The organism is Microbacterium sp. STN6, assembly GCF_026410545.1.
Taxonomy (GTDB): Bacteria; Actinomycetota; Actinomycetes; order Actinomycetales; family Microbacteriaceae; genus Root112D2.
Genome location: NZ_JAPMIT010000001.1, coordinates 93,406 through 118,666, shown reverse-complemented (window position 1 = coordinate 118,666; position 25,261 = coordinate 93,406). Strand labels below are relative to the sequence as shown.

The following is a 25,261-nucleotide window of genomic DNA, read 5'->3' as shown; positions in this document are numbered from 1 at the left end:
AGAGAGGTGGGCGCGTGGAGGTCTCGTCACACGCGCTTCGCTACTTCCTCGCCGTCGCCCGCGAGCTGCACTTCGCTCGCGCCGCCGAGGCGCTGCACATCTCGCCGCCGTCGCTCAGCCAGCAGATTCTGCGCCTCGAGCAGCAGGTGGGACGGCCGCTCTTCGTACGCACGTCACGAGCGGTCGAGCTGACGGATGCCGGCCGCGCGCTCGTGCCTCTCGCGACGCGGGCGGTCGATGCCGGCGCCGCGGTCTCCGAGTGGATCGAGCAGCTGGAGCGGCAGGCCCAGCCGCTGCTGCGACTCGGCTTCGTCGTCGGCATGGGCGGAGCGCTGACGACCCGGATCATCGGCGAGGCCACGCGGCGCATCGAGGGCCTGCGCATCGAGATGCAGCGCCTCGACTTCGTGAACCAGCTCGACGCGCTGCGCGAGCGACGGGTGGACGCCGTGTTCATTCCCGAGGAGGTGCAGCCGATCCCGCACGACGTCGACGTGACGGTCGTATACACCGAGCCGCGCGTGCTCGTGGTCTCAGACGCGCACCCGCTCGCCGGCCGTCGTTCGGTGCGGCTCGACGAGACCTCGGCCGAGACCTACATCACGGTCTCGGGCATGACGCCGGAGCGGACCGACGCGTGGCTGGTCAACCCTCGGCCGGACGGCACCCGGCTGCGCATGGGATCGCAGGCCACCGACATCGAGGGCATCATCGAGCTCTGCGCGGCCGGCGTCGGGGTGAACATCGCCGGCGCGGCCGTGCGCGAGGCGTACTCGAGGCCGGGCATCGCTTTCGTGCCGATCGACGATCTGGCGCCCTCGCGCTTCGTGCTGTGCACGCGCAGCGACGCGTTCGCCGGCAGCGCGCTCACGACGTTCGTCGCCATCGTGCGCGAGGCGGCCGCCGCGCCTTGAGCGGGTTGAGGAGCCGCGAAGCGGCGTCTCGAAACCGCGAAGCGGGTTGAGGAGCCGCGAAGCGGCGTCTCGAAACCCTATCCGCCGACAGGGTTTCGAGACAGCGCTTCGCGCTTCTTCAACCCGCAGAGCGGCGTTCCATTGGGCGGAAACCCTGCTGCGGGGCGGGGGTGGCCTCGGCGAGGGTGGAGGGGTCTCCCCGACGATGTGAGCGGCCCCGCGCATCCGTCGGTCTCTGCTTTCATCGACGCAAGGAGTGCGCCATGGCCCTCGGCCCCTTTCCCGAAGACTTCCTGTGGGGGGTCGCCACCGCCGGCCACCAGAGCGAGGGCTTCAATCGCGGCAGCGACACGTGGTTCCTCGAGAACGTCTCCCCCACGGTCTTCTCCGAGCCCTCCGGCCCTGCGTGCAACAGCTACGAGCTCTGGGAACAGGATCTCGACCTCGTCGCCGGCATGGGCTTGAACGCGTACCGCTTCTCGGTCGAGTGGGCCAGAATCGAGCCCGCTGAAGGCGAGTTCGACAACGAGGCACTCGCCCACTACGAGGCGATCGTCGACGGATGCGTCACGCGCGGCCTTGCGCCGCTCGTGACGTTCAGCCACTTCACCCTGCCGCATTGGTTCGCCTCCCGCGGGGCCTGGCTCGACCCGAACTCGGCGGAGCTGTTCGCTCGCTTCTGCGGTGTGGTCATGGACCGCTTCGGCGATCGGATCGCGGCGGCCGTGACGTTCAACGAGCCCAACCTGCCGCGCATGCTCTCGTGGGCCGGCCTGCCGGACTTCGTCGCCGAGCTCACCCGTGCGACCCTCGACGCGGCGAGCGAGGCCGCGGGAGTCGAGCGCTACCGCTCGGGCAACGTGATGGTCGCCGATGACTTCGAGGCGATGCAGGATGCCATGACGCGGGCCCACCGTGCGGCACGCGCCGCCATCAAGGCTCGGCGGCCACAGCTCAAGGTCGGGCTCTCGATCGCCATCTCGGACGACTGCGCGGCGGCCGGCGGCGAAGCGCTGCGGGATCGCAAGCGTGCCGAGGTCTACGACCACTGGCTGCGCCTGGCGAGTGAAGACGACTTCATCGGCGTGCAGAACTACGAGCGCGTCTGGTTCGGGCCAGACGGCCAGCTGCCGGCGGCGGCCGGCGCCACGCTCAACGGCATGGGCTCGGCGGTCGACGCCGAGTCGCTGAAGGGCGCCGCGCGCTACGCCCACGAGGTGAGCGGCGTTCCGGTCTGCGTGACCGAGCATGGCATCAGCACCGCGGATGACGCGGTGCGTGCCGCGTTCATCGAGCCTTCGCTCGCCGGCCTTCTCGAGGCGATCGATGACGGCGTGCCGGTGCTCGGCTACTGCCACTGGACCCTGATGGACAACTTCGAATGGGTCGCCGGCTACTCGAGCCAGCTCGGCCTGCACGAGGTGAACCGTGAGACGTTCGAACGCACGGCCAAGCCGAGCGCCGGGGTCTACAGCACCCTGGTCAGGCAGCAGACGGCGTAGCCGCGCGGCCGCAGCAGGCCAGGTCAGGTCGGCTCGACCGCGGCCCTGTCCGAGCCCCTATCTGAGCACAGAGTCGAGGAAGTCGATGGCCTCGGCGACCAGCGGTTCGAATTCGGCACCGATCCACACGTGGTCAGCCCCGGGCACGATGTGGAGAGCGGCCGACGCCCCCGCCTGGCGGAGGCGATCGTGCAGCTGCCTGCTCTGCTCGACCGGCACAAGCCGGTCTGCGTCACCGTGCACGAGGAGGAATGGCGGAGCAGACGCAGAGACGTGGCTCACCGGCGAGAAGTCGCGCTCCGCGGCCGCGCGATCGTGTGCGCCGGCCAGCATCACGTCGATCGGCTCCTCGATCGTCACCCCGGGGTTCGAAGCCATTGCGTCATTCGGAAGAGAGTCCACGAGCGACGGCATCGCCGCAACGTCGCTCACCCCGTACCAGTCGACGACGGCGGAAACGGCGCTGTCCTTGCCGCCGACGCCCACGCCACCCTCGAGGTCCGCACGGGTGCCGACCAGCCCGACCAACGCGGCGAGATGGCCCCCGGCCGATTCGCCCCAGACAGCCAGCCGCGTCGGGTCGATACCGAGCTCCTCAGCGAAATGCCGCAGGTAGCGAACGGCGGCCTTCGCGTCATGCAACTGAGCGGGAAACGCGGCTTCTCGCGAGTGCCGGTAGTCGATCGTCGCCACGGCGTATCCCCGACGAATCAAAGAGCCGAACGGCTCCCCGGCAGGCCAGATATCAGGCACGTAGCGTCGATCCCCGTTCAGCCAGGCACCGCCGTGGATCCAGATCACGCACGGAGCGGGCTGCGTGCGATCGCTTGGAACGTAGACGTCCATCCCGAGTTCGCGATAGCCGTCGCTGAGCATGTAGCTCAGTCCAACGTGGGCCGTCGCGCCCTCAGGGACCTCTATGCGCCCGGAACACGCCGGTTCCCGAAAGGACGGGAAGACGTACGGTCCGTCAGGAGCGGTGATGGTGGTCATGCTTCTCCTCAAGTGTGATCGGATGCGGGTGGCCGTTCATGAGCGCGCGTGGCGCGCCGTGCCGCCTCAGCTCGCGTAGTGGCAGGCGACGAGCCGGTCGTCGATGGGGCGCAGCGCCGGCCGTTCGGTGCGGCAGAGCTCGGTCGCGAGCGGGCAGCGCGCCGCGTACGGGCAGCCCACACTGGTCGGCGCGGCGGCGCTCGCGCCACCGACCACGAGGACCTCCCGCCTGGCCCGGCGCTCGGCCTGCTCCGTGGGGCGCGGCACGGGCGAAGCCGCCGTCAAGGCCTGGGTGTACGGATGCTTGGGCGCATCCGTCACGCCGGCAGCCGGCCCGCTCTCCATCACCTGGCCGCGGTAGAGAACGAGCACGCGCTGGGCGAGGAACCGCACGACCGCGATGTCGTGGGCGATGAAGAGGTAGCTGAGCCCGCGCTCGTCGCGCAGGTCGGCCAGCAGGTTGAGAACCTGTGCCTGCGTCGACAGGTCGAGCGCGCTCACCGCCTCGTCGCACACCACGAGGGAGGGGTCGCAGATGAGGGCGCGCGCCACGGCGATGCGTTGTCGCTGGCCGCCGGAGAACTGGCGAGGGTAGCGGTCGACGGCGTCGGCGGGCAGCCCGACGCGTTCGAGCATGCTGCGGGCGCGGCCCACGGCATCCGCTCTGCTTACTCCCCGAAGGCGCAGGGGTTCGATCAGCGAGGCTCCGATGGTGCGCCGGGGGTTGAAAGAGGAGTACGGGTCCTGGAAGACCGCGCGCAGTTCGCCGCCCAGGTCGCGGCGCTCGCCGAGCGATGCATGCGTGATGTCGCGGCCCCGGTACTGCACGCTGCCCTCGGTCACACGCTGCAGCCCGAGAATGGCCTTGCCGATCGTGGTCTTGCCCGATCCCGATTCGCCCACGAGACCGACGGTCTCGCCGGAGGCGATGTCGAACGTCACGCCATTGACCGCGGGCTCGGCGGCCGCGCGCCGTCCCCGGCCGTAGCGCACGACGAGGTCCCTCACGCGCAGGGCCGGGGCCGTCTCCGTGGCGGCGGGAGCGGCGGCCGGCGCCTTCTGAATGGTCACAGTCGTGCCTCCTCTGGCTCTGCCCTGCGGGTGGGGGCTTGCGCTGCCTCAGCCGCGCCCACGCGTTCGGGCTCGATGCGCACGCGTTCGGGCTCGACGCCCGCCGGTGCCGCGGCCCACGTCACTCCGGCTGCCGTCAGCTCGGCCGAGCGGATACAGCGCACCTCGCCCTCGGCAGAGCGGCGTGGGGTGAGCGCGATCGGGCGTCGGCACGCCTCGGTCGAGAAGCGGCAGCGGTCCGCGAAGCGGCATCCGTCTGGCCAGTCTTTCGGCTGCGGCACCTGGCCGGGAATCGATGCGAGCCTCTGCGACTCGGCCTCGACGCCGGCGTGCGGGTCGGCGGCGAGCAGGGCCATGGCGTATGGATGCTGCGGCCCCTCCAGAACGGAATGCACCGACCCGCTCTCCACAACCTCACCCGCGTACATGACGACGACGTCGTCGCAGATGTCGGCGACCACACCGAAGTCGTGCGTGACGAGGACCATCGACATTCCGGTGTCGGCGATGATGCTGCGCAAGAGGTCGAGGATCTCGGCCTGCACGGTCACGTCGAGCGCGGTGGTCGGCTCGTCGGCCACCAGCAGGCGAGGTCTGCCGGCGAGGGCCAGCGCGATGGCCACGCGCTGCGCCATGCCGCCGGAGATCTCGTGCGGGTACAGCCGCAGCACGGTGGGTGCGTCGACGATGCCGACCTTGCCGAGCAGGGCGGCGGCCTCGGCGCGAGCGGCAGCGCGGCCGACCTTCTGCAGCCGGCGGATCGCCCCGCCCAGCTGGTAGCCGACCGTGAACATGGGGTCGAGCGCGCGCATCGGCTCCTGCGAGATCAGCGCAATCTCGCGGCCGCGGATGCGCATGAACTCCCGCTCCGACAGGCGAGTCAGGTCGTGGCCGTTCCACAGCACCTCACCGGCCTGGGGGCGGATGCCGGGCGGCAGCAGCCCGATGAGCGAGAGCGCGGTCAGTGTCTTGCCGCAGCCGGATTCGCCGACCAGGCCGAGAACGCGGCCCGGCCGCACATCGAGCGAGACGTCGCTCACCAGCGTCACCGCCTCTGAGCCGACGGCGAGGGCGCGCACGCGAAGCCCTTCCCCGGCGGCCGCCTGCGTGTCGGCAGTGCTCGCACCCGCGCGCATCCGCCGCTTCGGCTCCCGCAGCGCGATCTGCAGCTGAGGCACGTCCGTCGTCGCCGCTAGGGCGTCGGCGACGACGTTCGCCGAGAGCACGGTGAGCGCGAGCACGATGCCGGTCGGCACCATCATCCACGGTGCGTCGTACACGTGCTGCGACGCGGCCTGGATCATGCCGCCCCAGCTCGGCTGCGGAATGGGCGGCCCGAACCCGATGAAGGCCAGCCCCGCCTGCAGCATGATCGCCACGGCGAACACCAGCGCGAACTGCACCATCACGGTGTTGAGCATGCCCGGCAGCACGTGCTTCAGGCTGATTCCCACAGGGCGGATGCCGTCGACGCTCGCCGCGTCGACGTAGAGCTGCGCCTGCAGCGACTTCGCGGCCCCGACGAAGACGCGGTACATGCCGGAGGAGATCAGGAAGCCGAAGATGGCCATGATGATCGGCATATTGGTGCCGACGACCCCGATGACGGCGAGCATGATGATGAAGGCCGGGATCGCGAGCATGACCTCGGTGACGCGGTTGATGACGCCCTCGACGCGCTCACCGCCAGACGCCGCGATGAGCGCGAGCGGCACGGCCACGAGCATCGCCACGACCGCACCGATCGTCGATGCGGCGAGTGTTCCACCGCCTGCCGCGAAGATGCGGCTGAGCAGGTCTCGCCCGAGTTCGTCCGTGCCGAGCCAGTGGGCGGGGCTCGGCCCTGCGAGCACCGCGCTGAAGTCCTGCTGCTCGGTCGGGTACGGCAGCCACAGCGGCGCGGTGAGGGAGGCGATCACGATGAACGCGAGCCAGAGAGCACCGGCGACTGCCGGCGGCCGGCGAACGAGCCGCGCGAGAGGGCGGCCCCCCTGAGGCCTGACGGCGCTCGGGGCGGTGGGGGTGAGCGGAGCGGTCATGATGCACGCAGCTTCGGGTCGAGGAATCGCGTCGCCATCTCGAGAATCAGGTTGACCACGACGACGACGATCGTGGCGATGACGACGACACCGAGCACGACCGGGGCGTCATAGCGGGCCACGGCCGCCTGCAGGTCAACGCCGATGCCGGGCATCGAATACAGCTGCTCGATCACGACGGAGCCACCGAACAGCGCGATGAACTGCAGGGCGATGCTCGCGATGATCGGCAGGCTGGCGAAGCGAAGAGCGTGAATATAGAGGATGCGCCACCGCGGCGTTGCGGTCGCGCGCAGTGTGCGGATGTGCTCCTGCGCGAGCGCGTCGTACATGGAGGCTCGCGCCTGCCGGGCGATGAAGCCGGAGCCGCCGATGGCGAGGGTGAGCACCGGCAGCGCCAGCGATATGAACCACAACTCCGGCGATTGATCGAACGGCACGTACCCGGTGGCGGGGAAGACGGGGACGACGACGGCGAACACGAAGACCAGAATGATGCCGATCCAGAAGTTGGGAAGTGCGGCGGCGAGTCCCGCATAGCCGGAGACGATCTTGTCTGCGATGCCGCCGCGCACGACCGCCGTCACGCCGAGCACGATGCCGAGAACGGCGCTGAGCAGGGTTCCCCCGGTGGCGAGGGAGGCCGTGACGGGCAGTCGATCGGCGAGGTCACCCATGATGTCGCGGCCGTCGATGAGCGAAAGGCCGAAGTCGCCCTGGATCGCGTGCAGCGCCCAGTCGGCGTATTGCACGATGAGCGGATCGTTCCAGCCGACCTTGTCGTTGATGGCGGCGATCTCGCCCTTGGTCGCGCCGAGGCCGGCGATGACGGTGCCGGGATCGCCCTTCATGCTGTGCACGAGCAGGAATGCGATCACCGAGACGGCGAATATGGTCAGCACCGCGAGCAACGCCCGCTTGAGTACGAAGACCGCCATGTCTTCTCCTGAAAAGAGGGTCGGGCCGGCTGCCGCCGGATGGCGGCAGCCGGCGGGTGGTTTAGCCTGCCGGGGTGTACGACGACAGCAGCGGCCAGCTGTTGGTTCCTGCGAACGTGACCTTCTTCAGCTTCGTGGCGTTGTACGCGTGGGTGGTCAGCTGCTCGTACAGCGGCATGAGCCACACGTCTTCGACCAGGTGCCGGTTGAGATCGGTGAGCGCCTTCGCGCGATCCGCATCCGTCTGTGCCGCCGCGAGCGCTCCCGTCGCTGCGGAGAGCTCGGGGTTCTTGGCTCCCTGGAAGTTGGTGAAGCCGAACACGACGCCGTTCATGACCGCCACCGGGTTGGCCCAGTTCGTGGCCTGCGGGCCGCCCATGGGGGTGGTCTTGACCGAGTTGAACGCCTCTTCTGTCGAGGTGGCGACCTTCAGCTGCATGTCGACGCCGATCGCGGCGTAGTACTTCTGAATGGCCTGGGCGTCGGTCTTAGTGTCGTCACCCACCACCCGAGTGAAGCTGAAGCCGTCGGGGTAGCCCGCTTCGGCAAGCAGCTGCTTCGCCTTCTTCGGGTTGTACGCGAACTCGCTCTCGAGCTTCGGGTCGAATCCGGGCGAGTCCTTCGGCAGCGCATTCCACGTGGGCAGCTCGCCCTTGTGCAGCGCATTGACGAAGGCCTTGCGGTCGATGGCGATCGACAACGCCTGGCGCACCTTCACGTTCGCGAATGCCGGCGCCGTCGCGCCGAGTTTGTCGAAGATCAGCTGCTCATACACGGTGCCGCCGATCTGGCTCAGGGCAACCTTGCGCTTCTTCGCCGTGTCCACGGTGGCCGCGGCAAGGAGCGCAGAGTCGATCTGCCCGGAGATGAGCGCGTTCAGTCGCGCCTGGGGGTCGAGCATCACCTTGAAGACGATGCTGTCGAACGGGTAAGCGGATGCCTCGGGGGAATCCTTCTTCTTGGTGAGCGCGTACGAGTTGCTCTTCACGGTGTCGCCGCTGTCGAGGGTGTACGGGCCGGAACCGTCGGGCTTGGCGGCAAGCGAGTCGGGGTTCTTCACGGCGTCCGGACCGACGATCATGCCCGGGGTTCCGACAAGGTTCACCTGGAACCCGGCCTGCGGCTTCGAGAACGTGAGCGCTACCGTGTCGTCATCGACGACGTCGACCGAGGCGATCTCGGTCGCGCCGCCCTTCTTGATGGCGTTGTATGCCGCGAAGCCCGGCTGGTCGCGTCGATCCAGGTTCGCCTTCACCAGGGCGGCGTCGAGAGTGCCGCCATCCGTGAACGTGACGTCGGGCTTCAGGTCGAGCGTCAGCGTCGTGCTGTCGGCGTTGTAGCTGAAGTCTGAGACCAGGGAGGGTACGACCTTCCCGTCCTTGTCGTAGGTGAAGAGGGAATCGTAGAGCCCCGAATAGAACTGGTCCTGGGCGCCGCCGGCGTAGTGCACCGGGTCGTAGCCCTGCGGCGCGGGGTCGGATTCGAGACCGAGAGTGAGCTTCGAGGCGTTCGCGGCGCCCTTGTCGCCCCCGCCGCTTCCGCCGCTGCAGGCGGCGAGCGGGATGAGCATGACGCCCGCGATGGCGATGGCCGCGATCCTTCGGGGCCAGACAACTGATCGATTCATGTGATGCCTCCATGCACAACTCTGGACAGTGGATGCGCGACGTGCGCCTCAGGCCAGCTTCCGCGAGCGGCTCCCGCCATCAAAATGGCTTTCCATTGAATGGAGAACGATCTATCGAACGGCGGGCGGAGGCGATGTGCTGAGGGCCGAGCGCAGAGCCGCGCCCCGCGCATCCGTCGCCAGTGTCGCCCGCCGGAAGGACCCTCTTTATGCCATCAATGCAGCCGTCGAATGAACCGAAAACGACAGGGAGCATGCCACACGAGGCTCGGGGTTACGAGCACTTCGGTGGCGTGGTCAACGAGCTGGCGTCGCAGTCGACACCGTCGTGGCCCGCCGAGAGGCGAGCGAGCGGCGACGCGCCCAACGTGATCGTGGTGCTGCTCGACGACATGGGCTTCAGCGACATCTCACCGTACGGTTCTGAGATCGACACCCCAAACGTCGCCCGGTTGGCGGATGAGGGCTACCGTTTCACGAACTATCACTCGTCGCCCGTGTGCTCGCCGGCGCGGGCCGCCCTGCTCACGGGGCTGAACCCGCACCGGGCGGGGTTCGCGACGGTCGCTGGCGACCCTGGCTACCCCGGCTACACCATGCAGATCCCCGACGATGCGCCGACGATTGCCGAGTCGTTCCGGGCCGCGGGCTACGCGACGCTCATGGTCGGCAAGTGGCACCTGACGCGCGACTCTCTCATGAACGACGCCGCGGACCGCTCGTCGTGGCCCCTGCAGCGCGGCTTCGATCGCTTCTACGGTTCGATGGAGGGCCTCACCTCGCTGTTCCAGCCCCACCGCCTCATCCGCGACAACAGCCCGCTCGTCATCGACGAGTTCCCGGAGGACTACCACCTCACCGACGCGCTCACCGACAACGCCCTGGCGATGATCAAGGGGGTGAAGGCGAGCGAGAACGGCAAGCCGTTCTTCCTGTACTTCGCACACCAGGCGGTGCACGGCCCGCTGCAGGCAAAACCCGAGGACATCGAGAAGTACCGCGGCATGTACGACGACGGCTGGGATCACGTTCGTGGCGAGAGATTCCGACGACAGATTCGCGACGGGCTGTTCCCTGAGGGCACGCGCTGCGCTCCGCGAAACACCGAGCCCGGGTGCGAGGTCGTGCCATGGGACAGCCTGAGCGACGAACAACGCACGCTCTTCGCCCGCTACATGGAGGTCTATGCCGCCTCGGTCGACAACGTCGACCAGAACCTCGGCCGGCTCATCGACCAGCTCAAGGCGATGGGCGAGTACGACAACACGATCATCGCGTTCACCTCAGACAACGGCGGCACCGGCGAGGGCGGCCCTGAGGGCACCCGAAGCTACTTCAGCCAGTTCACACTCGGCGCCCGCCTGCCCGCCGACTGGGTATCCGACGTGGAACGCGACATCGACCTCATCGGCGGCCCCCGCACATTCGTGCATTACCCCCAGGGCTGGGCCTACGCCTCGAACACCCCGTTCCGCCTCTACAAGGGCCACACCTACGCGGGCGGAGTGAGGGTGCCGCTCATCCTCTCGTGGCCGAAGGGCATGCCCAGGGCCGAGGGCGAGAGCGGTCTTCGCCGCCAGTACGCCTACGTCAGCGACCTCGGCCAGACGCTGCTCGAGCTGGCGAACGTGCCGCGCCTAACCGAGCGGCATGGTCGGCCTGCGCAGGAGGTCGACGGCATCGGCTTCGGCGCGCTCGTTCGCGACGGCTCGCTGCCGGCGCTCCGCACCGAGCAGTACACGGAGTTCGTGGGCAACCGCTCGCTGGTTCGCGGCAACGAGAAGCTCGTGACCGAGCACCTGCCCGGCCGCCCCTTCAGCGACGACGAGTGGCGCCTCTACGACATCAGCATCGACCCCACCGAGCTGAACGATCTCGCCGCAGAGCGTCCGGAGCGCGTGCGCGAGCTCGCTGAGGCCTGGCGCGCGGCGGCGTGGCGCAACACCGTGTTCCCCTTGGGCGACGACGGGTCACTCATGCGGCAGCGGCCAGCGAGCGAGTTGCGGTTCGAGACTGCCGTCACGATCTTCCCCGGCACACCCACTCTCGAACGGTTCCGCTCGAACAAGCTGACGAAGCTGCGCTCGTTCGAGATTATCGCGCGCCTCGATGCGGCCGTCGATGACGGCGTGATCGTGGCGCACGGGGATCAGGGCGGCGGCTATGTGCTCTTCATCGAGAACGGTCGCCTGTGTCTCAGCTACAACGAGTACGGGCGGATGCACCGGGTTTCCGCGCCCCTCGACGGCCCCGCGCCCCTCGAAGGCTCAGTGGGCGCCGGTGAGGGGGCCATCCGTGCCGCTTTCACGGCGTTGCCCGACTTCGCCGTCTCGGTCTCCGTGTCGGTTGACGGCACCGAGGTGCTCACTCTCGGCCCGGTTGCACAGCTGATCAGCATGGCGCCGTTCACCGGCATCAGCGTCGGGGTCGATCGCGGCTCACCCGTCGACTGGGAGCTGTTCGAGCGTCACCGGTCGTTCCCGATGCGGTCCGGCCTGCGTAGCGTCGAGTTTGTGCCAGGGCCGAAGGCGCCGTACAACGGCGAGCTCATCGCGCAGATCGAGCGCGACATGGAGCGCACCTACGAGTAGCCGTCACACCCAGCGGGTTGACGAAGCTGGCACAGCCGGCTGTCTCGAAACCCAGTCGAGCCCTCAGCCGACGCGCACGAGCGTCTGCTGCCACCCGCTCGAGCCGTTCGGCGCGACCGGCCGGCGGGTCTTCTCCTGCACGGTGCCGTTCTTGTCGGTCGCCCGCACGACGAGTGTGTGGTTGCCCTCGCGTGCGTTCCAGTCGAGCATCCACTGCACCCACGTGTCGTCGTTGACGGGTTTCGACAGCGTCGCGTTCTGCCACGGCCCGTCGTCGACGCGCACCTCCACGCGCGAGATGCCGACGGTCTGCGCCCAGGCGACGCCGGCGATCTTCGTCGGCCCCACCGCGACGGCCTTGCCGATTCGCGGGGTGTCGATGCGTGACGAGAGCTTGATGGGCGCCTTCGCGCTGTAGCCGCGGCTGGTCCAGTACCCGGCGTCCTTCGCGAACGTCGTCACACTCAGCTTCGACAGCCACTTCGTGGCGGAGACATAGCCATACAGGCCTGGCACCACCATGCGCACCGGGAATCCGTGCTCGAGCGGCAGCGGCTCGCCGTTCATGCCCACGGCGAGAATGGCGTCGAGCTTCTCGTCGGTGAGCGAGGCGAGCGGGGTGCTTGCCGTGAACCCGTCGACGCTGCGCGAGAGCACCATGTCGGCGCCGGTGTGCGGCGACGCCATCGCCAGAATCTGGCGCACGGGAACGCCGAGCCACCTGGCATTGCCGACGAGGTCCCCGCCGACCTGGTTGGAGACGCACGTCATGGTGATCACGTACTCGTCGAGGCCCATTTCCAGAAGATCGTCGAAGCTGAGGCGGATGCTGCGGTCGACCATGCCGTCGACCATCAGCGACCAGCCGGCCGGGTCAACGCTCGGCACCGTCAGCGCCGTGTCGACGCGATAGAAGTCGCTGTTCGCCGTGAACAAGGGCGTAATGCCGGGCACGTTCAGCTCGGCGCCGTCGGGGATCGGCACCGTCTTGCGCGGGTGCGGCAGCTTCACGGCTCGACGGATCTCACGGATGGAGGCGGCCGCAGCCTGGCCGACGAGTGACCCAACGCCGATGAGCACCGAGGCCGCGGCGGTGATGCCGGCCACGGCAAGGAAGCCGCGACGGTCGACGCCCTGGGCGAGAGCAGCTGCGCCACTCGCAGTGCCGGCCCGTTGGCTCGCGGCCTGCGCGGCGATCCACCGTCGCAGGCGCCGGCCGAGGGTGCGCAGCACGAGGATTCCGACAACCGCGCCCACGGCAGGCGGGGCGAAGGCGAGAGCGGATGCGCCGGCCCGCGTGGCGGCCGCGGCAATGGCGACGACCCCGGCCACGCCGACGATGACGAGCCCGATCGGCGGGCGCATGAGCTCGAGAATGCCGGCGATCGCAGCGACCACCCCGCTGACGACCGCGAGCGTCAGCAGAAGGAAGAACTTGTCATTCGAGCCGAAGACGTCGATCGCGAGTTCCTTGGCCCACCGGGGCACGATATCGATCACGAACGAACCGACCGCGACGACCGGGCCGGATCGCTGGCCCGTCACCAGGGCGATCAGCTCAGCGGCGGCGACGAATGCGCCGGCGCCGACAAGACCGGAGGCCGCGGCCCGCACCCAGCCGGCGCGGCGGCCGGTACGAGAGCGCTCGCTCCCCTTGTCGGGCTCGCTCGCGTTGTCGTCTGCGCTCGCCTTATCACTCTGGTCGTTCATTCCCGCCGCCTTCCGCCGTGGCCGTCACGGGTGGTTCGTCGCCACGGCCCTTAACGGATTGCATCGTGCATCGTCAGGCTATTCGCCCGCGGTTGCCGTGTGCTGAACGAATCCAATCCGCTTCCGCGTCGGCGCCGAATCACTCGATGAACGCCACGCATCACCACGGTGCGCGGCTCCCACAGAATGCATAAGGAGTAGATCGATGCGAACCACACACCGCACCATCGCGGCAACGGTCGGCGTCCTCGCCGTCGCCGCCCTCAGCCTCACCGCCTGTTCATCAGACTCAGGCTCGAACGCGTCCGACACGATGAAGTCGTCGCCGAAGACATCCTCATCCTCTCCCAGCACCATGGATGCCGCCGCCAGCCTCGTCGGCCCTGGCTGCTCGGCCTACGCCGACAAAGTGCCGAGCGGCCCCGGCTCCGTGAAGGGGATGGCGCAGGACCCGGTCGCAACCGCCGCGAGCAACAACCCGCTGCTCACGACGCTCGTCGCCGCCGTCTCGGGCAAACTCAACCCGAAGGTCAACCTGGTCGACACGCTCAACAGCGGGCAGTACACCGTCTTCGCCCCGGTCGACGACGCGTTCGCCAAGATCGACGCGGCGACGCTCGACACGCTGAAGACGCCGGAAGGCGCTGACACCCTCACCAAGATCCTCACCTACCACGTGATCTCGGGCCAGCTCTCCCCCTCTGAGATCGACGGAACCCACAAGACCGTCGAAGGCGATGAGGTGACGGTGGCCGGTTCGGGCGACGACATGACGGTCAACGGCAACACCCACGTCATCTGTGGCGGAGTCACGACGGCGAACGCCACGGTGTACCTCATCGACGGCGTGCTGATGCCGCCGTCGATGTAGGCGCCGAAGGCTGCCGCGGTGGCGGGCCCGTCTGCGGTCGGGGCCGCCACCGCTCGACGACACACTGCTCAGCGGGGATCAAGGAAGGCAGTGCCGCAGAATTCTGACATGCTGGGTGACGTGCAGATGAGTTCGAACGGGTCAGCCGCGAACTCCGCTGTCGCCATCGGCGCCCGCAGCGGCGAACTACTCGCTCGCGTCGCAGAAGGCGACCAGAGCGCGTTCGCTGAACTGTACGATCTCATGGCGTCTCGGGTGCTCGGCAGCATCCGTCGCCTTCTTCTCGACAGTGCACAGTCAGAGGAGGTTGCGCAGGAGGTGTTCCTGGAGGTGTGGCAGTCCGCACCCACCTTCGATGCGCAGCGAGGATCGGCAGCGGGCTGGATCATCACGATGGCGAAGCGTCGCGCGATCGACCGGATCAGGGCCTCGCAGTCGGCACATGACCGAGACATCCGCATCGGCACGCGCGACCTGCAGCCGGTGGACGACGTGGCGGAAACCGCGGAGATTGCTGTGGAACGAGAACGAGCAGACAGAGCAATGCAGAGCCTCAGCGACGTGCAACGGCAGGTGATCGCCCTCGCCTACGACGGTGGATACTCGCATAGCGAGATCTCCGAACTGCTTCAGGTGCCGATCGGCACCGTCAAGACACGACTTCGAGACGGCATGATCCGTCTCAGAACGGAAATGGGGGTGAGCGCATGACCGCCGATGACGAGCGGGCGAAGCTCGCAGCCGGGCACGCGCTCGGCTCGCTCACCCCTGAGGAAGAGGCCGAATACGGCCGGTACCTGGCCGAGTCGGCCGAGCACCGGCTGGAGGCGACCGAGTTCGAACAGGTGGCGAAGACGCTTGCCTTCTCGCAGCCGCAGGTCACGCCGCCGCCCGAGCTCAAGCAGCGGCTGATGGCGCAGATCCAGACGATGCCGCAACGGCCGCGTGCCGGCGAGACTGCGAGCTCCGCAGGCTCCCCGATCTCCGCGAGTTCCCCGGCGGCCGAGCGCGCCCGCGTGCGCTGGTTCCGGCGGCCGGTCGCGATGACCGTGGCGGCCGCAGCGGCGGCGGTCGTGCTCTTCGTGGGCGGCCTCGCGCTCGGCAACGGCATCCACCCGGCGACGCCGCCGGTGAGCGCGCAGAGCGACGTGCTCGCGCAGATCTCCGCCGCGCCGGATGCGCAGCGCGCGAGCGTCACAGTCACGGGCGGCGGCGAAGCCACGCTCGTGTGGTCGCCGTCGCTGGCGAAGTCGGCCGTGGTGGTCGACGGCGTCGCGCAAGCGCCTGCCGGCAAGACCTACCAGCTCTGGTACATCCACGACAGCGACGCCCGCTCGGCCGGTCTCCTGTCGCTCGGCGGCAGCCGTTCGTGGCAGGTGCTCTCGGGAACGATGCGGGCCGGCGATGCGGTCGGCATCACCATCGAGCCCGCCGGCGGCTCGAAGGCGCCGACCACGAAGCCCGTGGCGGTCTTCACCGCGTAGTTAGCGGAGCGGAGCGCTACTGGTTGCTGAAGGCGGCGTCGAACGAGGCGGTCGGCTGCTTCCACAGCAGAGAGCGGATGTACGTCACGGCTTCCGCCGCGCCGTGCAGCCGGTCCATGCCGGCATCCTCCCACTCGATCGAGATGGGACCCGTGTAGCCGATCGCCTCGAGCGCCCGGAACGCGTCTTCCCACGGCACGTCGCCGTGCCCGGTCGAGACGAAGTCCCAGCCGCGGCGCGGGTCGCCCCACGGCAGGTGCGACCCGAGCACGCCGGCGCGGCCCTGCTTCGGCCGCAGCCGCGTGTCCTTGCAGTCCACGTGGTAGATGCGGTCAGCGAACTCCACAATGAAGCCCACTGGGTCGATGTCCTGCCACATCATGTGCGACGGGTCCCAGTTGAACCCGAACGCCTCCCGGTGGCCAATCGCCTCCAGGGTGCGCACGCTCGTCCAGTAGTCGTACGCGATCTCGCTCGGGTGCACCTCATGCGCGAACCGAACTCCCTCGGCGTCGAACACATCGAGAATCGGGTTCCACCGGTTCGCGAAGTCTTCGTAGCCCTCCTCGATGACCGAGGCGGGCACGGGCGGGAACTGCGCGACGTACGGCCAGATCTTCGACCCCGTGAAGCCGACCACTACGTCGACGCCGAGCTTGCGGGCGACGCGCGCCGAGCGCTTCATGTCCTCCGCGGCGCGCTGCCGCACACCCTCGGGATCGCCGTCACCCCAGGTCGACGGGCGCACGATGGCCTGGTGCCGGAAGTCGATCGGGTCGTCACACACGGCCTGCCCGGTCAGGTGGTTCGAGATCGCGAACACCTTCAGGTTGTTGCGCTCGAGAATCTCGAGCCGCGATCGCAGGTAGGCGTCATCCGTATCCGCCCGCTCAAGGTCGAGATGGTCGCCGGATGCCGCGATCTCCAGCCCGTCGTAGCCCCATTCGGCGGCGAGTCTCGCGACCTCCTCGAACGGCAGGTCGGCCCACTGACCGGTGAACAGCGTGACAGGATGCGTCGATTCAGTCATGTGCATATCTTCCTCTCGTATGTGTGTGCGGGCCCCGGAGTGCCGCAGGCACGTCTCGAAACCTCGGTGCTGGTTTCGAGACGGCGCTTCGCGCCTCCTCAACCCGCCTCCACCACTGGCCGTCCTCGGCGGTTTCGAGACGGCGCTTCGCGCCTCCTCAACCCGCCTCCACCACTGGCCGTCCTCGGCGGTTTCGAGACGGCGCTTCGCGCCTCCTCAACCCGCCTCAACCACTGGCCGTCCTCGGCGGTTTCGAGACGGCGCTTCGCGCCTCCTCAACCCGCCTCCACCGTTACCCACTGGCCGGCATCGGCGGCGTCCATTACGGCGTCGGTGATGCGAGCGGCACGCAGCCCGTCCTCGAAGCGCGGCAGGCCGTCCGGCGCGGCTCCGCCGATCGCATCGTACGTGTCGGCGACGAAGCCGTTGAACGCGTCCTGGTAACCCTGCGGATGCCCCGCCGGCACCCGGCAGAGCCGTGCAGCATCCGGGTGCAGCTGGTCCGCATCGCGCGGGATCACCTGCGAGCCCGCGCGGCGCCCCAGCCAGATGGTCTCAGGCTGCTCACCGTCGAACGCGATCGACTCCTCGGCGCCGCCGATCTCGAGATGCAGCCGATTCTTGCGGCCCGCCGCGACCTGTGAGACGAGCAGCGTGCCGAGCGCCCCGCCTGCGGTTTCGAGCGTGATGGCGATCGCGTCCTCCGTCGTGACGCGTCGGCTCGCGTCTGTCGCGGCCCCCCGCTCGTCGAAGAACGTGCGCCGGGTCGCTGCGACACGCGTGACCCGGTCGCCTGTGACGAACTCCGTCAGGTCGACGAGGTGCGAGCCGATGTCGGCGAACGCCCGCGAGCGGCCGCCGCGTTCGGCATCGACCCGCCAATTGTCGTCGCTTGCCGACAGCAGCCAGTCCTGCAGGTACGAGCCGTGAATGGTCAGCAGCCGGCCGAACTCGCCCGCCCGCACGCGCGCCCGCGCCTCGCGCACCAGCGGGTGGAACCGGTAGACGAACGGCACGGTGGCCGTGAGAGAAGCGGATGCTGCCGCAGCGACCAGCCGCGCGGCATCCGTCACATTCGTGGCAAGCGGCTTCTCGCACACAATGTGCCTGCCGGAGGCGATGATCGCCTCGGCCTGCTCGGCGTGCAGGGCGTTGGGGGTGCAGACATGAACGACGTCGATGGCGTCGTCGGCGAGCATGGCGTCGAGCGAGTCGAAGCCGCGCTCGACGCCGAGCTCGTCGGCCGCCTGGCGCGACCGCTCGGGGCTCGACGCGACGATGCCCGCCAGACGGGCCCGCGACGCGCGGGCGGCGCGGGAGTGCACCGCGGCCATGAAGCCGCCGCCCACGATGCCCACGCCGAGCGGCGTGCGCGCATCCGCTCGTCTGCCGTCAGCCGCTGGCACCTCGGAACTCATGCCGTCAGTGTTCCGACGCGCGGGTCCCAATCCTCCGGCAACGCTGGACCGACCGTCGTGGTGCTCGTGACCTCGACCGTCTCGTGGCGCTCGGCTGACTCGATGGTGGAGACCATGACGTCGAGCACGTGGAACGCGTTCTCGCCCGACGCGCGCTCGGGCCGGCCCTCGCGGATCGCCTGAGCGAGCTCGGCCACGCCGGTGCCGCGCGTGGTCGTCACGCCGGTCGACGGCAGCCTGCGCACATCCTCACCATCGTCGTGCACGACGAGGTCGCCAGAGAACGTGTTCGGGTCTGGCACCTCGAGGGTCGCCTCGACGCCGGCCACCTCGAACGCCACGCGCTTGAGCTTGGAGTCGAAGCTGAAGATGCTCTGCGCCGTCTGCCCGCTCTCGAACTCGTAGAGCGCGCTCACGTGCGTCGGCACCGTCACCTCGAACTGCTCCCCGGCGCGCGGCCCCGAGCCCACGACGCGGAACGGCTTCGCCTTCGACGACACGGCGGTGACGCGCGCGATCGGCCCGAACAGCTGCACGAGCGTGGTGATGTAGTACGGGCCGATGTCGAACATGGGCCCCGCGCCCTCCTGGAACAGGAAGTCGGGGTTGGGATGCCACGACTCGGGGCCCGGGCTCTGCATGAGCGTGAGCGCGGTGAGGGGTGCGCCGATGCCGCCGGACTCGATGAAACGACGAGACGACTGGATGCCGGCGCCGAGGAACGTATCCGGCGCCGTCGCGACCCGCAGGCCCGCCTTCTGGGCGGTGTCGAGCAGGGCACGCCCGCTCTCCCGGTCGAGCGCGAACGGCTTCTCGCTCCACACGTGTTTGCCCGCGGCGAGCGCCTGCAGCGCCACCTCCACGTGCACCTTCGGGATGGTCAGATTGACCACGATCTCGATGTCGTCTTCGGCGAGCAGCTGCTCGACCGATCCGCTCGCCGGCACGCCGAACTTCTCGGCCTGCGCCGCCGCACGCTCCTCGTCGATGTCGGCGACGAAGCGCACGTCGAGGTCGGGGAACGAGGTGAGGTTCTCGAGGTACTGGGTGCTGATCGTTCCGGCGCCGATCACGCCGACGCCCACGCGGCCGGTGCGGCTCATGCCAGCCCCTCCGCGGTGAGGTAGGCGTAGCTGTCGGCGACGGCCTGGAACCGGTCGCCGCGCGAGTCGTCGAGCTCGATGACGCGCAGCGCGTTCGGCGCGGCCTCGACGATGTCGCGGATCGGCAGGGAGCCGCTGCCGACCGCCACCTGGTCCTTGGTCTCGGCGGTGCCGGGGCCATCCTTCACGTGCAGCGCGACCACGCGGTCGCCGAGGCGCTTGATGAGCGCAACCGGGTCCTGCCCGCCGACGGCGACCCAATACGTGTCGACCTCGAGCACCACGGCGTCGTCGAGCTTCGAGGCGAAGAACTCAAGCGCCGGCACGCCGTCGATCACGCTTTCGAGCTCGTGCGCGTGGTTGTGGTAGCCGACGCGCAGCCCGTACTCGGCGGCGATGCCCGCGGCGTCGCCCAGCTGTGCCGCGATCTCGGCCACCGACTCTGCGCTCTGCCAGCGCTCTGCGGGCGTGTGCGGGTCGATCACGGTCTCGATGCCGAGCTCGCGCGCCGCCTCGAAGACGGGCCGCGGGTCTTCCCCGAGAAAGTGCATGTGCGTGGTGGGGGCGGTGAGGCCGTTGGCCTTCAGCGCCTCGCCCAGGCCGGGCAGCCCGGTGAAGTTGAAGGGCTCGACCTGGGTGAAGCCGATCTCGGCGATGCGCCGCAGGGTGCCGGGCAGGTCGTCAGCCAGCAGCTCACGCACGGTGTAGAGCTGAACGGACAGGTGGTTCGAGGTCACGATTCTCCTCAGAATGAATGAACGAATGATCGGATGCTGCGCCGCACGCCGTCGACGCCACCTGTGGACGAGGCTGATCTCCATCTAAGCAGACTTCTGCCGCCATGCAAGCAAAAGTTGACGGTTTGGCAGCGGACTTTCCACGGACTCGTGCCGCGTCTGTGATTCAATGCCCTTATGGCCGAGACCGCGGATCCCGCACCCCTGCTCACCAGGGATGCCGCCGTGCTGCTCGAGCCGCTGCGCGACGGCGTGCCCCGCACCCGCGCGGAGCTCGCGTCGCTCACGGGCCTCGCCCGCTCCACGGTCGCAACCCGCCTCTCCGCCCTCACCGCTGCCGGGCTCGTCGTGCCGGCAGGCGGTGCGGTGTCGTCTGGGGGCAGGCCGCCCGCATGCGTGGCGTTCAACCCGGCTGCGCGCATCCTTCTCGCCATCGACCTCGGAGCCACCCACGGCGTCGTGGCGGTCGCCGACCTTTCGGGCCGCATACTCGAGACCGAATCGAGCGAGATCAGCATTGCGGATGGCCCGGAGCCCGTACTCGACTGGGCGATTCGGGCGGCCCGAACCCTGCTCGAGCGCACCTCGCGGCCCGCGGCCGACCTCGTCGGTATCGGCATCGGGTTGCCGGGGCCGGTCGAGCACTCCACGGGCATGCCGACCAACCCGCCCATCATGCCGGGCTGGGATCGGTTCGACGTGCCCGGCTATGTGCGGCCCCGGCTCGGCGCGCCCGTGCTCGTCGACAACGACGTGAACCTGCTGGCCCTCGGCGAGCACGCGACCGCGTGGCGGGAGCACAGCGATCTGCTCTTCGTGAAGGTGGCCACCGGCATCGGCGCCGGCATCATCTCGGGCGGGCGCCTGCAGCGCGGAGCGCAGGGCTCGGCGGGCGACCTCGGGCACGTGCGCGTGCCGTTCACGCGAGGCAACCCCCGGCACGGCGAGCCGGGGGCCGACCTCGAGGCCCTCGCGAGCGGGCCCGCCATCGCCCGTGCGCTCACCGCCGCCGGAACCGAGGCCGCCACGAGCAACGACGTGGTCGCGCTCGAACGGCAGGGCAGCGGTGCCGCGATCCAGGCGATCCGACAGGCCGGCCGCGACCTCGGCGAGGTGCTCGCCACGTGCGTCAACCTGCTGAACCCCTCGGTCGTCGTGATCGGCGGCAGCATCGCCCGCGCCGGCGAGCACCTGCTTGCGGGCGTGCGCGAGGTCGTCTACGGGCAGTCGACGCCGCTCGCCACGCAGCACCTCGCGATAGTGCCCGCGAAGGCCGGCGCGACCGGCGGAGTGCTGGGTGCCGCGATCATGGTGATTCAGAACACGCTCGATCCGGGCGCGATCGACGCCGCGGCAGGGGCAGAATAGACGGGTGACCGACACGATGCTCTCCCTCTTCGACGAGGAAGCGCCGACGGCACCACGCATCGCCGAGCACCTGCGCCGCATCGTCGCCGACTCCACGGACCGGGTCGCATGGCTGCGTGCCCGCAGCAGGGGCGTCACGGCAACGGATGTCGCCAAACTCGCCACCGCACGCTCTGTTCAGGCGGCGGCGTTCGACAAGCTCAACGGCACCGGGTTCACCGGCAACGCGTACACCGACCACGGCAAGGCGAGGGAGCCGGAGATCGCCCGCTGGGTGCTCGCCGAGTACGGCATCCGCGCCAGCTCGTCGCTGTTCCACGCGGCATCGAACACCGCGCACCTCGCCACGCCTGACGGTATCGCGCTGCGCAATGGCGGGCGGCTCGAGCTGGCCGAGATCAAGACAACGAACAAGGCGTGGCGCAGCATCCCCCGCTCGTATCTTCGTCAGGTGTGGTGGCAGCAGTATGTGCTCGGCGCCGAACGCACCCTGGTGGTGTGGGAGCAGCACAAGGATTTCGTGCCGGTGGATGCGCAGCCGCAATGCCGCTGGGTGGACCGCGACGAGAACGAGATCGCGATGCTCGTCGGTCTCGCCGACCAGCTGCTGGCTATCGTGACCGCGAGCCGTTCCCGAGCACGCGAAGCCGGCTGAGCCACACCACGACCACCCCGACGATGCCGATGAAACCGGCGATCGCCACGATGTACAGCACGACCGTCGCGTAACCGCCGGGCTGGGCGGGGTTCAGAAACGGGTACGGATACCACCCGACGAGCGGACCGCGGATGAGCGTGTACGCCAGCCAGATGATCGGGAAGGTGAGGATCAGCCAGAGGCGATCCCAGCGCACCGGGCTGCGGCCCGGCGCGAAGATCCAATCGAGCACGACATAGAGCGGCGCGACGACGTGCAGAATCTCGTTCGACCACGGCAGCGTGGTGGCCTGGTCGAGGGAGACGTCGCGCAGCAGCAGGGCATAGACCACACCCGTCGTGGCCATGTACGCGGTGACTGAGGCGCGGAAGAGGGTGAAGCGAGCGTCATCACGCCGCTTCGTGAAGCCGAACCAGGCGCCCGCGAGCAGCATGACGATCGTCAGCAGGTTCGAGTCGATGGTGAAGAAGCTGAGAAAGTTGGCGGCGAAGGCTCCTGGATTCGCGACCATCGACAGGCTCTTCGCGAACTGACCGACGACGGCGGCGATGACGCCGATCGCGACGATCAGGCGAAGAACGGCGAACGCTCGTCTCATGCTGTTCCCCGACTCTCGAGGCCGTGCGGCCACGCTCGCTGAATGCTAGCGGATCGGCACCCGCGCACCCAGATGGGAGCGCGGAGCAGAATGGACGTGTCGAGCCGCGGCGTCGGCCGCGTGTGATCGGGAGGAGCTGCCCATGGAAACTGCCAAGACGATGCGGGCCGTCGTGATCGATGAGACCGGTGACCCGAGCGTGCTGCGGCTCGCCGACGTGCCCGTGCCGCTCAGCGTCAACGCCGAGTTCCTCATCGAGGTGCACGCGGCCGCGCTCAACCCCATCGACGTCAAAACGCGGGCCGGTCGCGGTGTCTCGGCGGCGATCGAGAATTACCCGGCGGTTCTCGGCCACGACTTCAGCGGCGTCGTCATCAAATCGCCCTACGCGGCCCACCCCATTCAGCCGGGCGACGAGGTGTTCGGCATGGTCATGGTGCCGCGCTTCAGCGGCTCCTTCGCCGAGGTCGTCGCGGTGCCGAGTCTCAGCGTGGCGAGGAAGCCGGCCTCGCTGTCGCACGCGGAGGCGGCGGGCGTGCCGCTCGCCGCCATGACGGCGTGGGGGCCCGTGGTGGAGCTGGCCGAGGCGCACGAGGGGCAGCGCATCCTCATCCATGCCGGCTCCGGCGGCGTCGGGCACTTCGCCGTGCAGTTCGCGCGCCACTTCGGGGCGCATGTGGTGACGACGGCGTCCGGGCGCAACGCCGAGTTCCTTCGGGGACTCGGCGCATCCGAGGTCATCGACTACACGACCACGCGTTTTGAGGATGCGATCGAGCCGGTCGACGTGGTGATCGACCTCATCGGCAACGTCATCGACGACACCGGGTCACGGTCACTGAAGGTGCTGAAGCCGGGCGGACTCATCGTGAACGTGCCCACCGGCAGCTGGCCGGGCTTCTTCGACGAAGCGGCTGCCGCGGGGGTGCGCGCGACCGACTACAAGGTAGCGCCGGACGCCCGCACGCTCGAGACGATCGCGGGCCTGCTGTCGAGCGGCGAGGTGCGCGTGCACATCGAGAAGGTCTACGACCTCGCGGATGCCGCGGCCGCCAGCACCGCGCTCGAGGGCGGCCACACGCGCGGCAAGATCGCGCTGCGCGTGCGCTGACCGGCGCCGGTGCCCTCAGAGGGCGCGCTCGAACACGAAGTCGTCTTCGAAGCGGTCACCCACCAGGAACCGCTTCGTGCCGACGCGCTCGAATCCGCTCTTCGCGTAGAAGCGCTGTGCCCGTTCGTTCAGCTGGTTCACGCCCAGCCACATTCCCGCGGCACCGCGCTCGAGGCCGGCGGCGAGCGCCTCCCGCATGAGCAGACGCGCCACCTCGGCGCCATGGTGCTCAGGCAGCACGTAGAACTTGCTCAGTTCCACAGTGGGGCGGATGCGCAGCGCGCCTGCGACGTCGGCATCACCCGGCTCGCCCACCACCACGATGGCGTACGCGACGATCGCCCCGCGCGCGTGCTGGTCGCCATCGGCAGGTTCGCCGCCGGCCGCGCCCTCACCGCCGTCGGCAGGGTCACCGGCCACCATGTCACCGCCATCGACGGCGACGAGCACGCGCCGGTCATCCGCCGCGATGTACTCACGAAACCGTTCCGCCGAGAGCACCGTCGCGATGAACTGCGCCTTCGCGGCGACGGTGGTGTGCGGCGGGCACGCGAGCGGAAACGTCGCTGCGGCGACGGCGGCGAGAGCCGCCGCATCCGCCACACAAGCGTCTCGAACGGTGACTGGCATTTCGCGATTGTACCGAGCGCGGGCGGACGCCGCCCCGAGTGACCCGTAACACGACGACGAAGGCCCCGCACCGTGCTGGTGCGGGGCCTTCGAGAGCGTTCGACGCGATGACGTCAGAGCGCGTTCACGTCGAGCGGAATGCCGGGGCCGAACGTGGTCGACACGGCGCCCTTCTGAATGTAGCGACCCTTCGACGACGACGGCTTGAGGCGGTTGACCTCCTCGAGCGCCGTGCGCAGGTTCTCGTCGAGCTGCTCGAGGGTGAAGCCGGCCTTGCCCACGACGAAGTGCACGTTCGCGTGCTTGTCGACGCGGAACTCGATCTTGCCGCCCTTGATGTCGGAGACGGCCTTCGCCACGTCGGGCGTGACCGTTCCGGTCTTCGGGTTGGGCATGAGGCCGCGGGGGCCGAGCACCTTGCCGAGTCGACCGACCTGGCCCATGAGCTCGGGGGTCGAGACGGCCGAGTCGAAGTCGGTCCAGCCGCCGGCGACACGCTCGATGAGCTCGGCGCCGCCGACCTCGTCTGCGCCCGCGGCGATGGCGGCCTCGGCCGCCGGGCCGGTCGCGAACACGACGACGCGCGCGGTCTTGCCCGTGCCGTGCGGCAGAATCACGGTGCCACGCACCATCTGGTCGGCCTTGCGGGGGTCGACGCCGAGCTTCAGTGCCACCTCGACGGTCGAGTTGAACTTCGCCGAGCCGGTCTCGCGTGCAAGCGAGACGGCCTCGGTCGGGGTGTAGTACTTACCGGGCTCGATCTTTTCGGCCGCTGCCCGGTAGGCCTTGGACTTCTGTGCCATGTTGAATCTCCTCAAAGAGAGTGTGGTCATGTGCGCCTGGCGGGCGCTGCCACAAGTGTTGTGGT

General features: G+C 69.1%; 22 protein-coding genes. 9 read left to right on the top strand and 13 right to left on the bottom strand.

The genetic code is table 11. The features are described 5' to 3' along the window. Positions 1-14 precede the first annotated feature (14 nt). Both OSC27_RS00575 and OSC27_RS00570 read left to right on the top strand, forming a co-directional pair. A complete protein-coding gene (locus OSC27_RS00575) occupies positions 15-914 on the top strand; it encodes a LysR family transcriptional regulator (RefSeq protein WP_267179480.1) in 900 nt (299 codons plus the stop codon). A gap of 263 nt (positions 915-1,177) precedes the next feature. Next, the gene (locus tag OSC27_RS00570; RefSeq protein WP_267179479.1) at positions 1,178-2,416 is read left to right on the top strand and encodes a glycoside hydrolase family 1 protein; all 1,239 of its coding nucleotides are present in this window, start codon (positions 1,178-1,180) and stop codon (positions 2,414-2,416) included. Positions 2,417-2,473: 57 nt separating this feature from the next. On the opposite strand, the gene OSC27_RS00565 is transcribed toward OSC27_RS00570, so the two are convergent. The 5 genes from OSC27_RS00565 to OSC27_RS00545 all read right to left on the bottom strand — a co-directional run bounded on the left by OSC27_RS00565 (position 2,474) and on the right by OSC27_RS00545 (position 9,084). Next, entirely contained in the window at positions 2,474-3,409 is a 936-nt protein-coding gene (locus OSC27_RS00565; protein WP_267179478.1) for an alpha/beta hydrolase, read from the bottom strand. Between the two features lie 66 nt (positions 3,410-3,475). Next, a complete protein-coding gene (locus tag OSC27_RS00560) occupies positions 3,476-4,474 on the bottom strand; it encodes an oligopeptide/dipeptide ABC transporter ATP-binding protein (RefSeq protein WP_267180379.1) in 999 nt (332 codons plus the stop codon). Positions 4,475-4,476: 2 nt separating this feature from the next. After that, entirely contained in the window at positions 4,477-6,519 is a 2,043-nt protein-coding gene (locus OSC27_RS00555) for a dipeptide/oligopeptide/nickel ABC transporter permease/ATP-binding protein (protein ID WP_267179477.1), read from the bottom strand. Further along, complete coding sequence (locus tag OSC27_RS00550) at positions 6,516-7,457, bottom strand: ABC transporter permease (RefSeq protein ID WP_267179476.1); 942 nt, start codon at positions 7,455-7,457, stop codon at positions 6,516-6,518. Before OSC27_RS00550 ends, OSC27_RS00555 begins: the two co-directional genes overlap by 4 nt. A 61-nt stretch (positions 7,458-7,518) precedes the next feature. Further along, positions 7,519-9,084, bottom strand: a complete 1,566-nt coding sequence (locus OSC27_RS00545) for an ABC transporter substrate-binding protein (RefSeq protein ID WP_267179475.1) — start codon at positions 9,082-9,084, stop codon at positions 7,519-7,521. Between the two features lie 254 nt (positions 9,085-9,338). On the opposite strand from OSC27_RS00545, the gene OSC27_RS00540 reads away from it, so the two are divergent. Further along, positions 9,339-11,675 (top strand): arylsulfatase, encoded by a 2,337-nt coding sequence (locus OSC27_RS00540; protein ID WP_267179474.1) that lies wholly within the window; start codon positions 9,339-9,341, stop codon positions 11,673-11,675. A gap of 63 nt (positions 11,676-11,738) precedes the next feature. On the opposite strand, the gene OSC27_RS00535 is transcribed toward OSC27_RS00540, so the two are convergent. Continuing rightward, positions 11,739-13,385 (bottom strand): molybdopterin-dependent oxidoreductase, encoded by a 1,647-nt coding sequence (locus OSC27_RS00535; RefSeq protein WP_267179473.1) that lies wholly within the window; start codon positions 13,383-13,385, stop codon positions 11,739-11,741. 205 nt (positions 13,386-13,590) lie between these two features. On the opposite strand from OSC27_RS00535, the gene OSC27_RS00530 reads away from it, so the two are divergent. From OSC27_RS00530 to OSC27_RS00520, 3 genes are all read left to right on the top strand, one after another. Further along, positions 13,591-14,256: a fasciclin domain-containing protein gene (locus OSC27_RS00530; RefSeq protein ID WP_267179472.1), complete on the top strand. Its 666-nt coding sequence runs from the start codon at positions 13,591-13,593 to the stop codon at positions 14,254-14,256. A gap of 126 nt (positions 14,257-14,382) precedes the next feature. Then, on the top strand, positions 14,383-14,967 hold the full coding sequence (gene sigK / locus OSC27_RS00525) for an ECF RNA polymerase sigma factor SigK (RefSeq protein ID WP_267180378.1): 585 nt from the start codon (positions 14,383-14,385) through the stop codon (positions 14,965-14,967). Then, on the top strand, positions 14,964-15,740 hold the full coding sequence (locus OSC27_RS00520) for an anti-sigma factor (RefSeq protein ID WP_267179471.1): 777 nt from the start codon (positions 14,964-14,966) through the stop codon (positions 15,738-15,740). The genes sigK and OSC27_RS00520 overlap by 4 nt, the downstream gene beginning before the upstream one ends. Before the next feature lie 16 nt (positions 15,741-15,756). Here OSC27_RS00520 and OSC27_RS00515 read toward each other — a convergent pair whose 3' ends face one another. The 4 genes from OSC27_RS00515 to OSC27_RS00500 all read right to left on the bottom strand — a co-directional run bounded on the left by OSC27_RS00515 (position 15,757) and on the right by OSC27_RS00500 (position 20,028). Next, on the bottom strand, positions 15,757-16,770 hold the full coding sequence (locus OSC27_RS00515; protein ID WP_267179470.1) for a sugar phosphate isomerase/epimerase family protein: 1,014 nt from the start codon (positions 16,768-16,770) through the stop codon (positions 15,757-15,759). Between the two features lie 275 nt (positions 16,771-17,045). Continuing rightward, positions 17,046-18,188 carry a Gfo/Idh/MocA family protein gene (locus OSC27_RS00510; RefSeq protein ID WP_267179469.1) on the bottom strand — a complete coding sequence of 381 codons (1,143 nt, stop codon included), beginning with the start codon at positions 18,186-18,188 and terminating at the stop codon, positions 17,046-17,048. Next, positions 18,185-19,291 carry a Gfo/Idh/MocA family protein gene (locus tag OSC27_RS00505; protein WP_267179468.1) on the bottom strand — a complete coding sequence of 369 codons (1,107 nt, stop codon included), beginning with the start codon at positions 19,289-19,291 and terminating at the stop codon, positions 18,185-18,187. The genes OSC27_RS00510 and OSC27_RS00505 overlap by 4 nt, the downstream gene beginning before the upstream one ends. Continuing rightward, positions 19,288-20,028: a sugar phosphate isomerase/epimerase family protein gene (locus OSC27_RS00500; RefSeq protein WP_267179467.1), complete on the bottom strand. Its 741-nt coding sequence runs from the start codon at positions 20,026-20,028 to the stop codon at positions 19,288-19,290. Before OSC27_RS00500 ends, OSC27_RS00505 begins: the two co-directional genes overlap by 4 nt. Before the next feature lie 177 nt (positions 20,029-20,205). Between OSC27_RS00500 and OSC27_RS00495 the strand changes: the two genes are divergently transcribed. Further along, the gene (locus OSC27_RS00495) at positions 20,206-21,396 is read left to right on the top strand and encodes an ROK family transcriptional regulator (protein ID WP_267179466.1); all 1,191 of its coding nucleotides are present in this window, start codon (positions 20,206-20,208) and stop codon (positions 21,394-21,396) included. Positions 21,397-21,412: 16 nt separating this feature from the next. Beyond that, positions 21,413-22,051 carry a YqaJ viral recombinase family protein gene (locus OSC27_RS00490; RefSeq protein WP_267180377.1) on the top strand — a complete coding sequence of 213 codons (639 nt, stop codon included), beginning with the start codon at positions 21,413-21,415 and terminating at the stop codon, positions 22,049-22,051. Here OSC27_RS00490 and OSC27_RS00485 read toward each other — a convergent pair. Beyond that, a complete protein-coding gene (locus OSC27_RS00485) occupies positions 22,008-22,652 on the bottom strand; it encodes a Pr6Pr family membrane protein (RefSeq protein WP_267179465.1) in 645 nt (214 codons plus the stop codon). The genes OSC27_RS00490 and OSC27_RS00485 overlap by 44 nt on opposite strands. A gap of 142 nt (positions 22,653-22,794) precedes the next feature. Here OSC27_RS00485 and OSC27_RS00480 point away from each other — a divergent pair, with 142 nt between their 5' ends. Next, on the top strand, positions 22,795-23,763 hold the full coding sequence (locus OSC27_RS00480) for an NADP-dependent oxidoreductase (RefSeq protein ID WP_267179464.1): 969 nt from the start codon (positions 22,795-22,797) through the stop codon (positions 23,761-23,763). A gap of 15 nt (positions 23,764-23,778) precedes the next feature. Here the strand turns inward: OSC27_RS00480 and OSC27_RS00475 are convergent, their stop codons facing one another. Continuing rightward, positions 23,779-24,393, bottom strand: a complete 615-nt coding sequence (locus OSC27_RS00475; RefSeq protein WP_267179463.1) for a GNAT family N-acetyltransferase — start codon at positions 24,391-24,393, stop codon at positions 23,779-23,781. Between the two features lie 113 nt (positions 24,394-24,506). Beyond that, positions 24,507-25,196, bottom strand: a complete 690-nt coding sequence (gene rplA, locus OSC27_RS00470) for a 50S ribosomal protein L1 (protein ID WP_267179462.1) — start codon at positions 25,194-25,196, stop codon at positions 24,507-24,509. Positions 25,197-25,261 lie beyond the last annotated feature (65 nt).

Bases quoted from the DNA above. Each gene is read 5' to 3' on its own strand.
- OSC27_RS00550 (WP_267179476.1), bottom strand. From the start codon at position 7,457: ATGGCGGTCTTCGTACTCAAGCGGGCGTTGCTCGCGGTGCTGACCATA.
- OSC27_RS00570 (WP_267179479.1), top strand. From the start codon at position 1,178: ATGGCCCTCGGCCCCTTTCCCGAAGACTTCCTGTGGGGGGTCGCCACC.
- OSC27_RS00540 (WP_267179474.1), top strand. From the start codon at position 9,339: ATGCCACACGAGGCTCGGGGTTACGAGCACTTCGGTGGCGTGGTCAAC.
- OSC27_RS00555 (WP_267179477.1), bottom strand. From the start codon at position 6,519: ATGACCGCTCCGCTCACCCCCACCGCCCCGAGCGCCGTCAGGCCTCAG.
- OSC27_RS00475 (WP_267179463.1), bottom strand. From the start codon at position 24,393: ATGCCAGTCACCGTTCGAGACGCTTGTGTGGCGGATGCGGCGGCTCTC.
- OSC27_RS00510 (WP_267179469.1), bottom strand. From the start codon at position 18,188: ATGAGTTCCGAGGTGCCAGCGGCTGACGGCAGACGAGCGGATGCGCGC.
- OSC27_RS00480 (WP_267179464.1), top strand. From the start codon at position 22,795: ATGGAAACTGCCAAGACGATGCGGGCCGTCGTGATCGATGAGACCGGT.
- sigK (WP_267180378.1), top strand. From the start codon at position 14,383: ATGAGTTCGAACGGGTCAGCCGCGAACTCCGCTGTCGCCATCGGCGCC.
- OSC27_RS00545 (WP_267179475.1), bottom strand. From the start codon at position 9,084: ATGAATCGATCAGTTGTCTGGCCCCGAAGGATCGCGGCCATCGCCATC.
- OSC27_RS00485 (WP_267179465.1), bottom strand. From the start codon at position 22,652: ATGAGACGAGCGTTCGCCGTTCTTCGCCTGATCGTCGCGATCGGCGTC.
- OSC27_RS00490 (WP_267180377.1), top strand. From the start codon at position 21,413: ATGCTCTCCCTCTTCGACGAGGAAGCGCCGACGGCACCACGCATCGCC.
- OSC27_RS00530 (WP_267179472.1), top strand. From the start codon at position 13,591: ATGCGAACCACACACCGCACCATCGCGGCAACGGTCGGCGTCCTCGCC.
- OSC27_RS00495 (WP_267179466.1), top strand. From the start codon at position 20,206: ATGGCCGAGACCGCGGATCCCGCACCCCTGCTCACCAGGGATGCCGCC.
- OSC27_RS00535 (WP_267179473.1), bottom strand. From the start codon at position 13,385: ATGAACGACCAGAGTGATAAGGCGAGCGCAGACGACAACGCGAGCGAG.
- OSC27_RS00565 (WP_267179478.1), bottom strand. From the start codon at position 3,409: ATGACCACCATCACCGCTCCTGACGGACCGTACGTCTTCCCGTCCTTT.
- OSC27_RS00505 (WP_267179468.1), bottom strand. From the start codon at position 19,291: ATGAGCCGCACCGGCCGCGTGGGCGTCGGCGTGATCGGCGCCGGAACG.
- OSC27_RS00520 (WP_267179471.1), top strand. From the start codon at position 14,964: ATGACCGCCGATGACGAGCGGGCGAAGCTCGCAGCCGGGCACGCGCTC.
- OSC27_RS00515 (WP_267179470.1), bottom strand. From the start codon at position 16,770: ATGACTGAATCGACGCATCCTGTCACGCTGTTCACCGGTCAGTGGGCC.
- rplA (WP_267179462.1), bottom strand. From the start codon at position 25,196: ATGGCACAGAAGTCCAAGGCCTACCGGGCAGCGGCCGAAAAGATCGAG.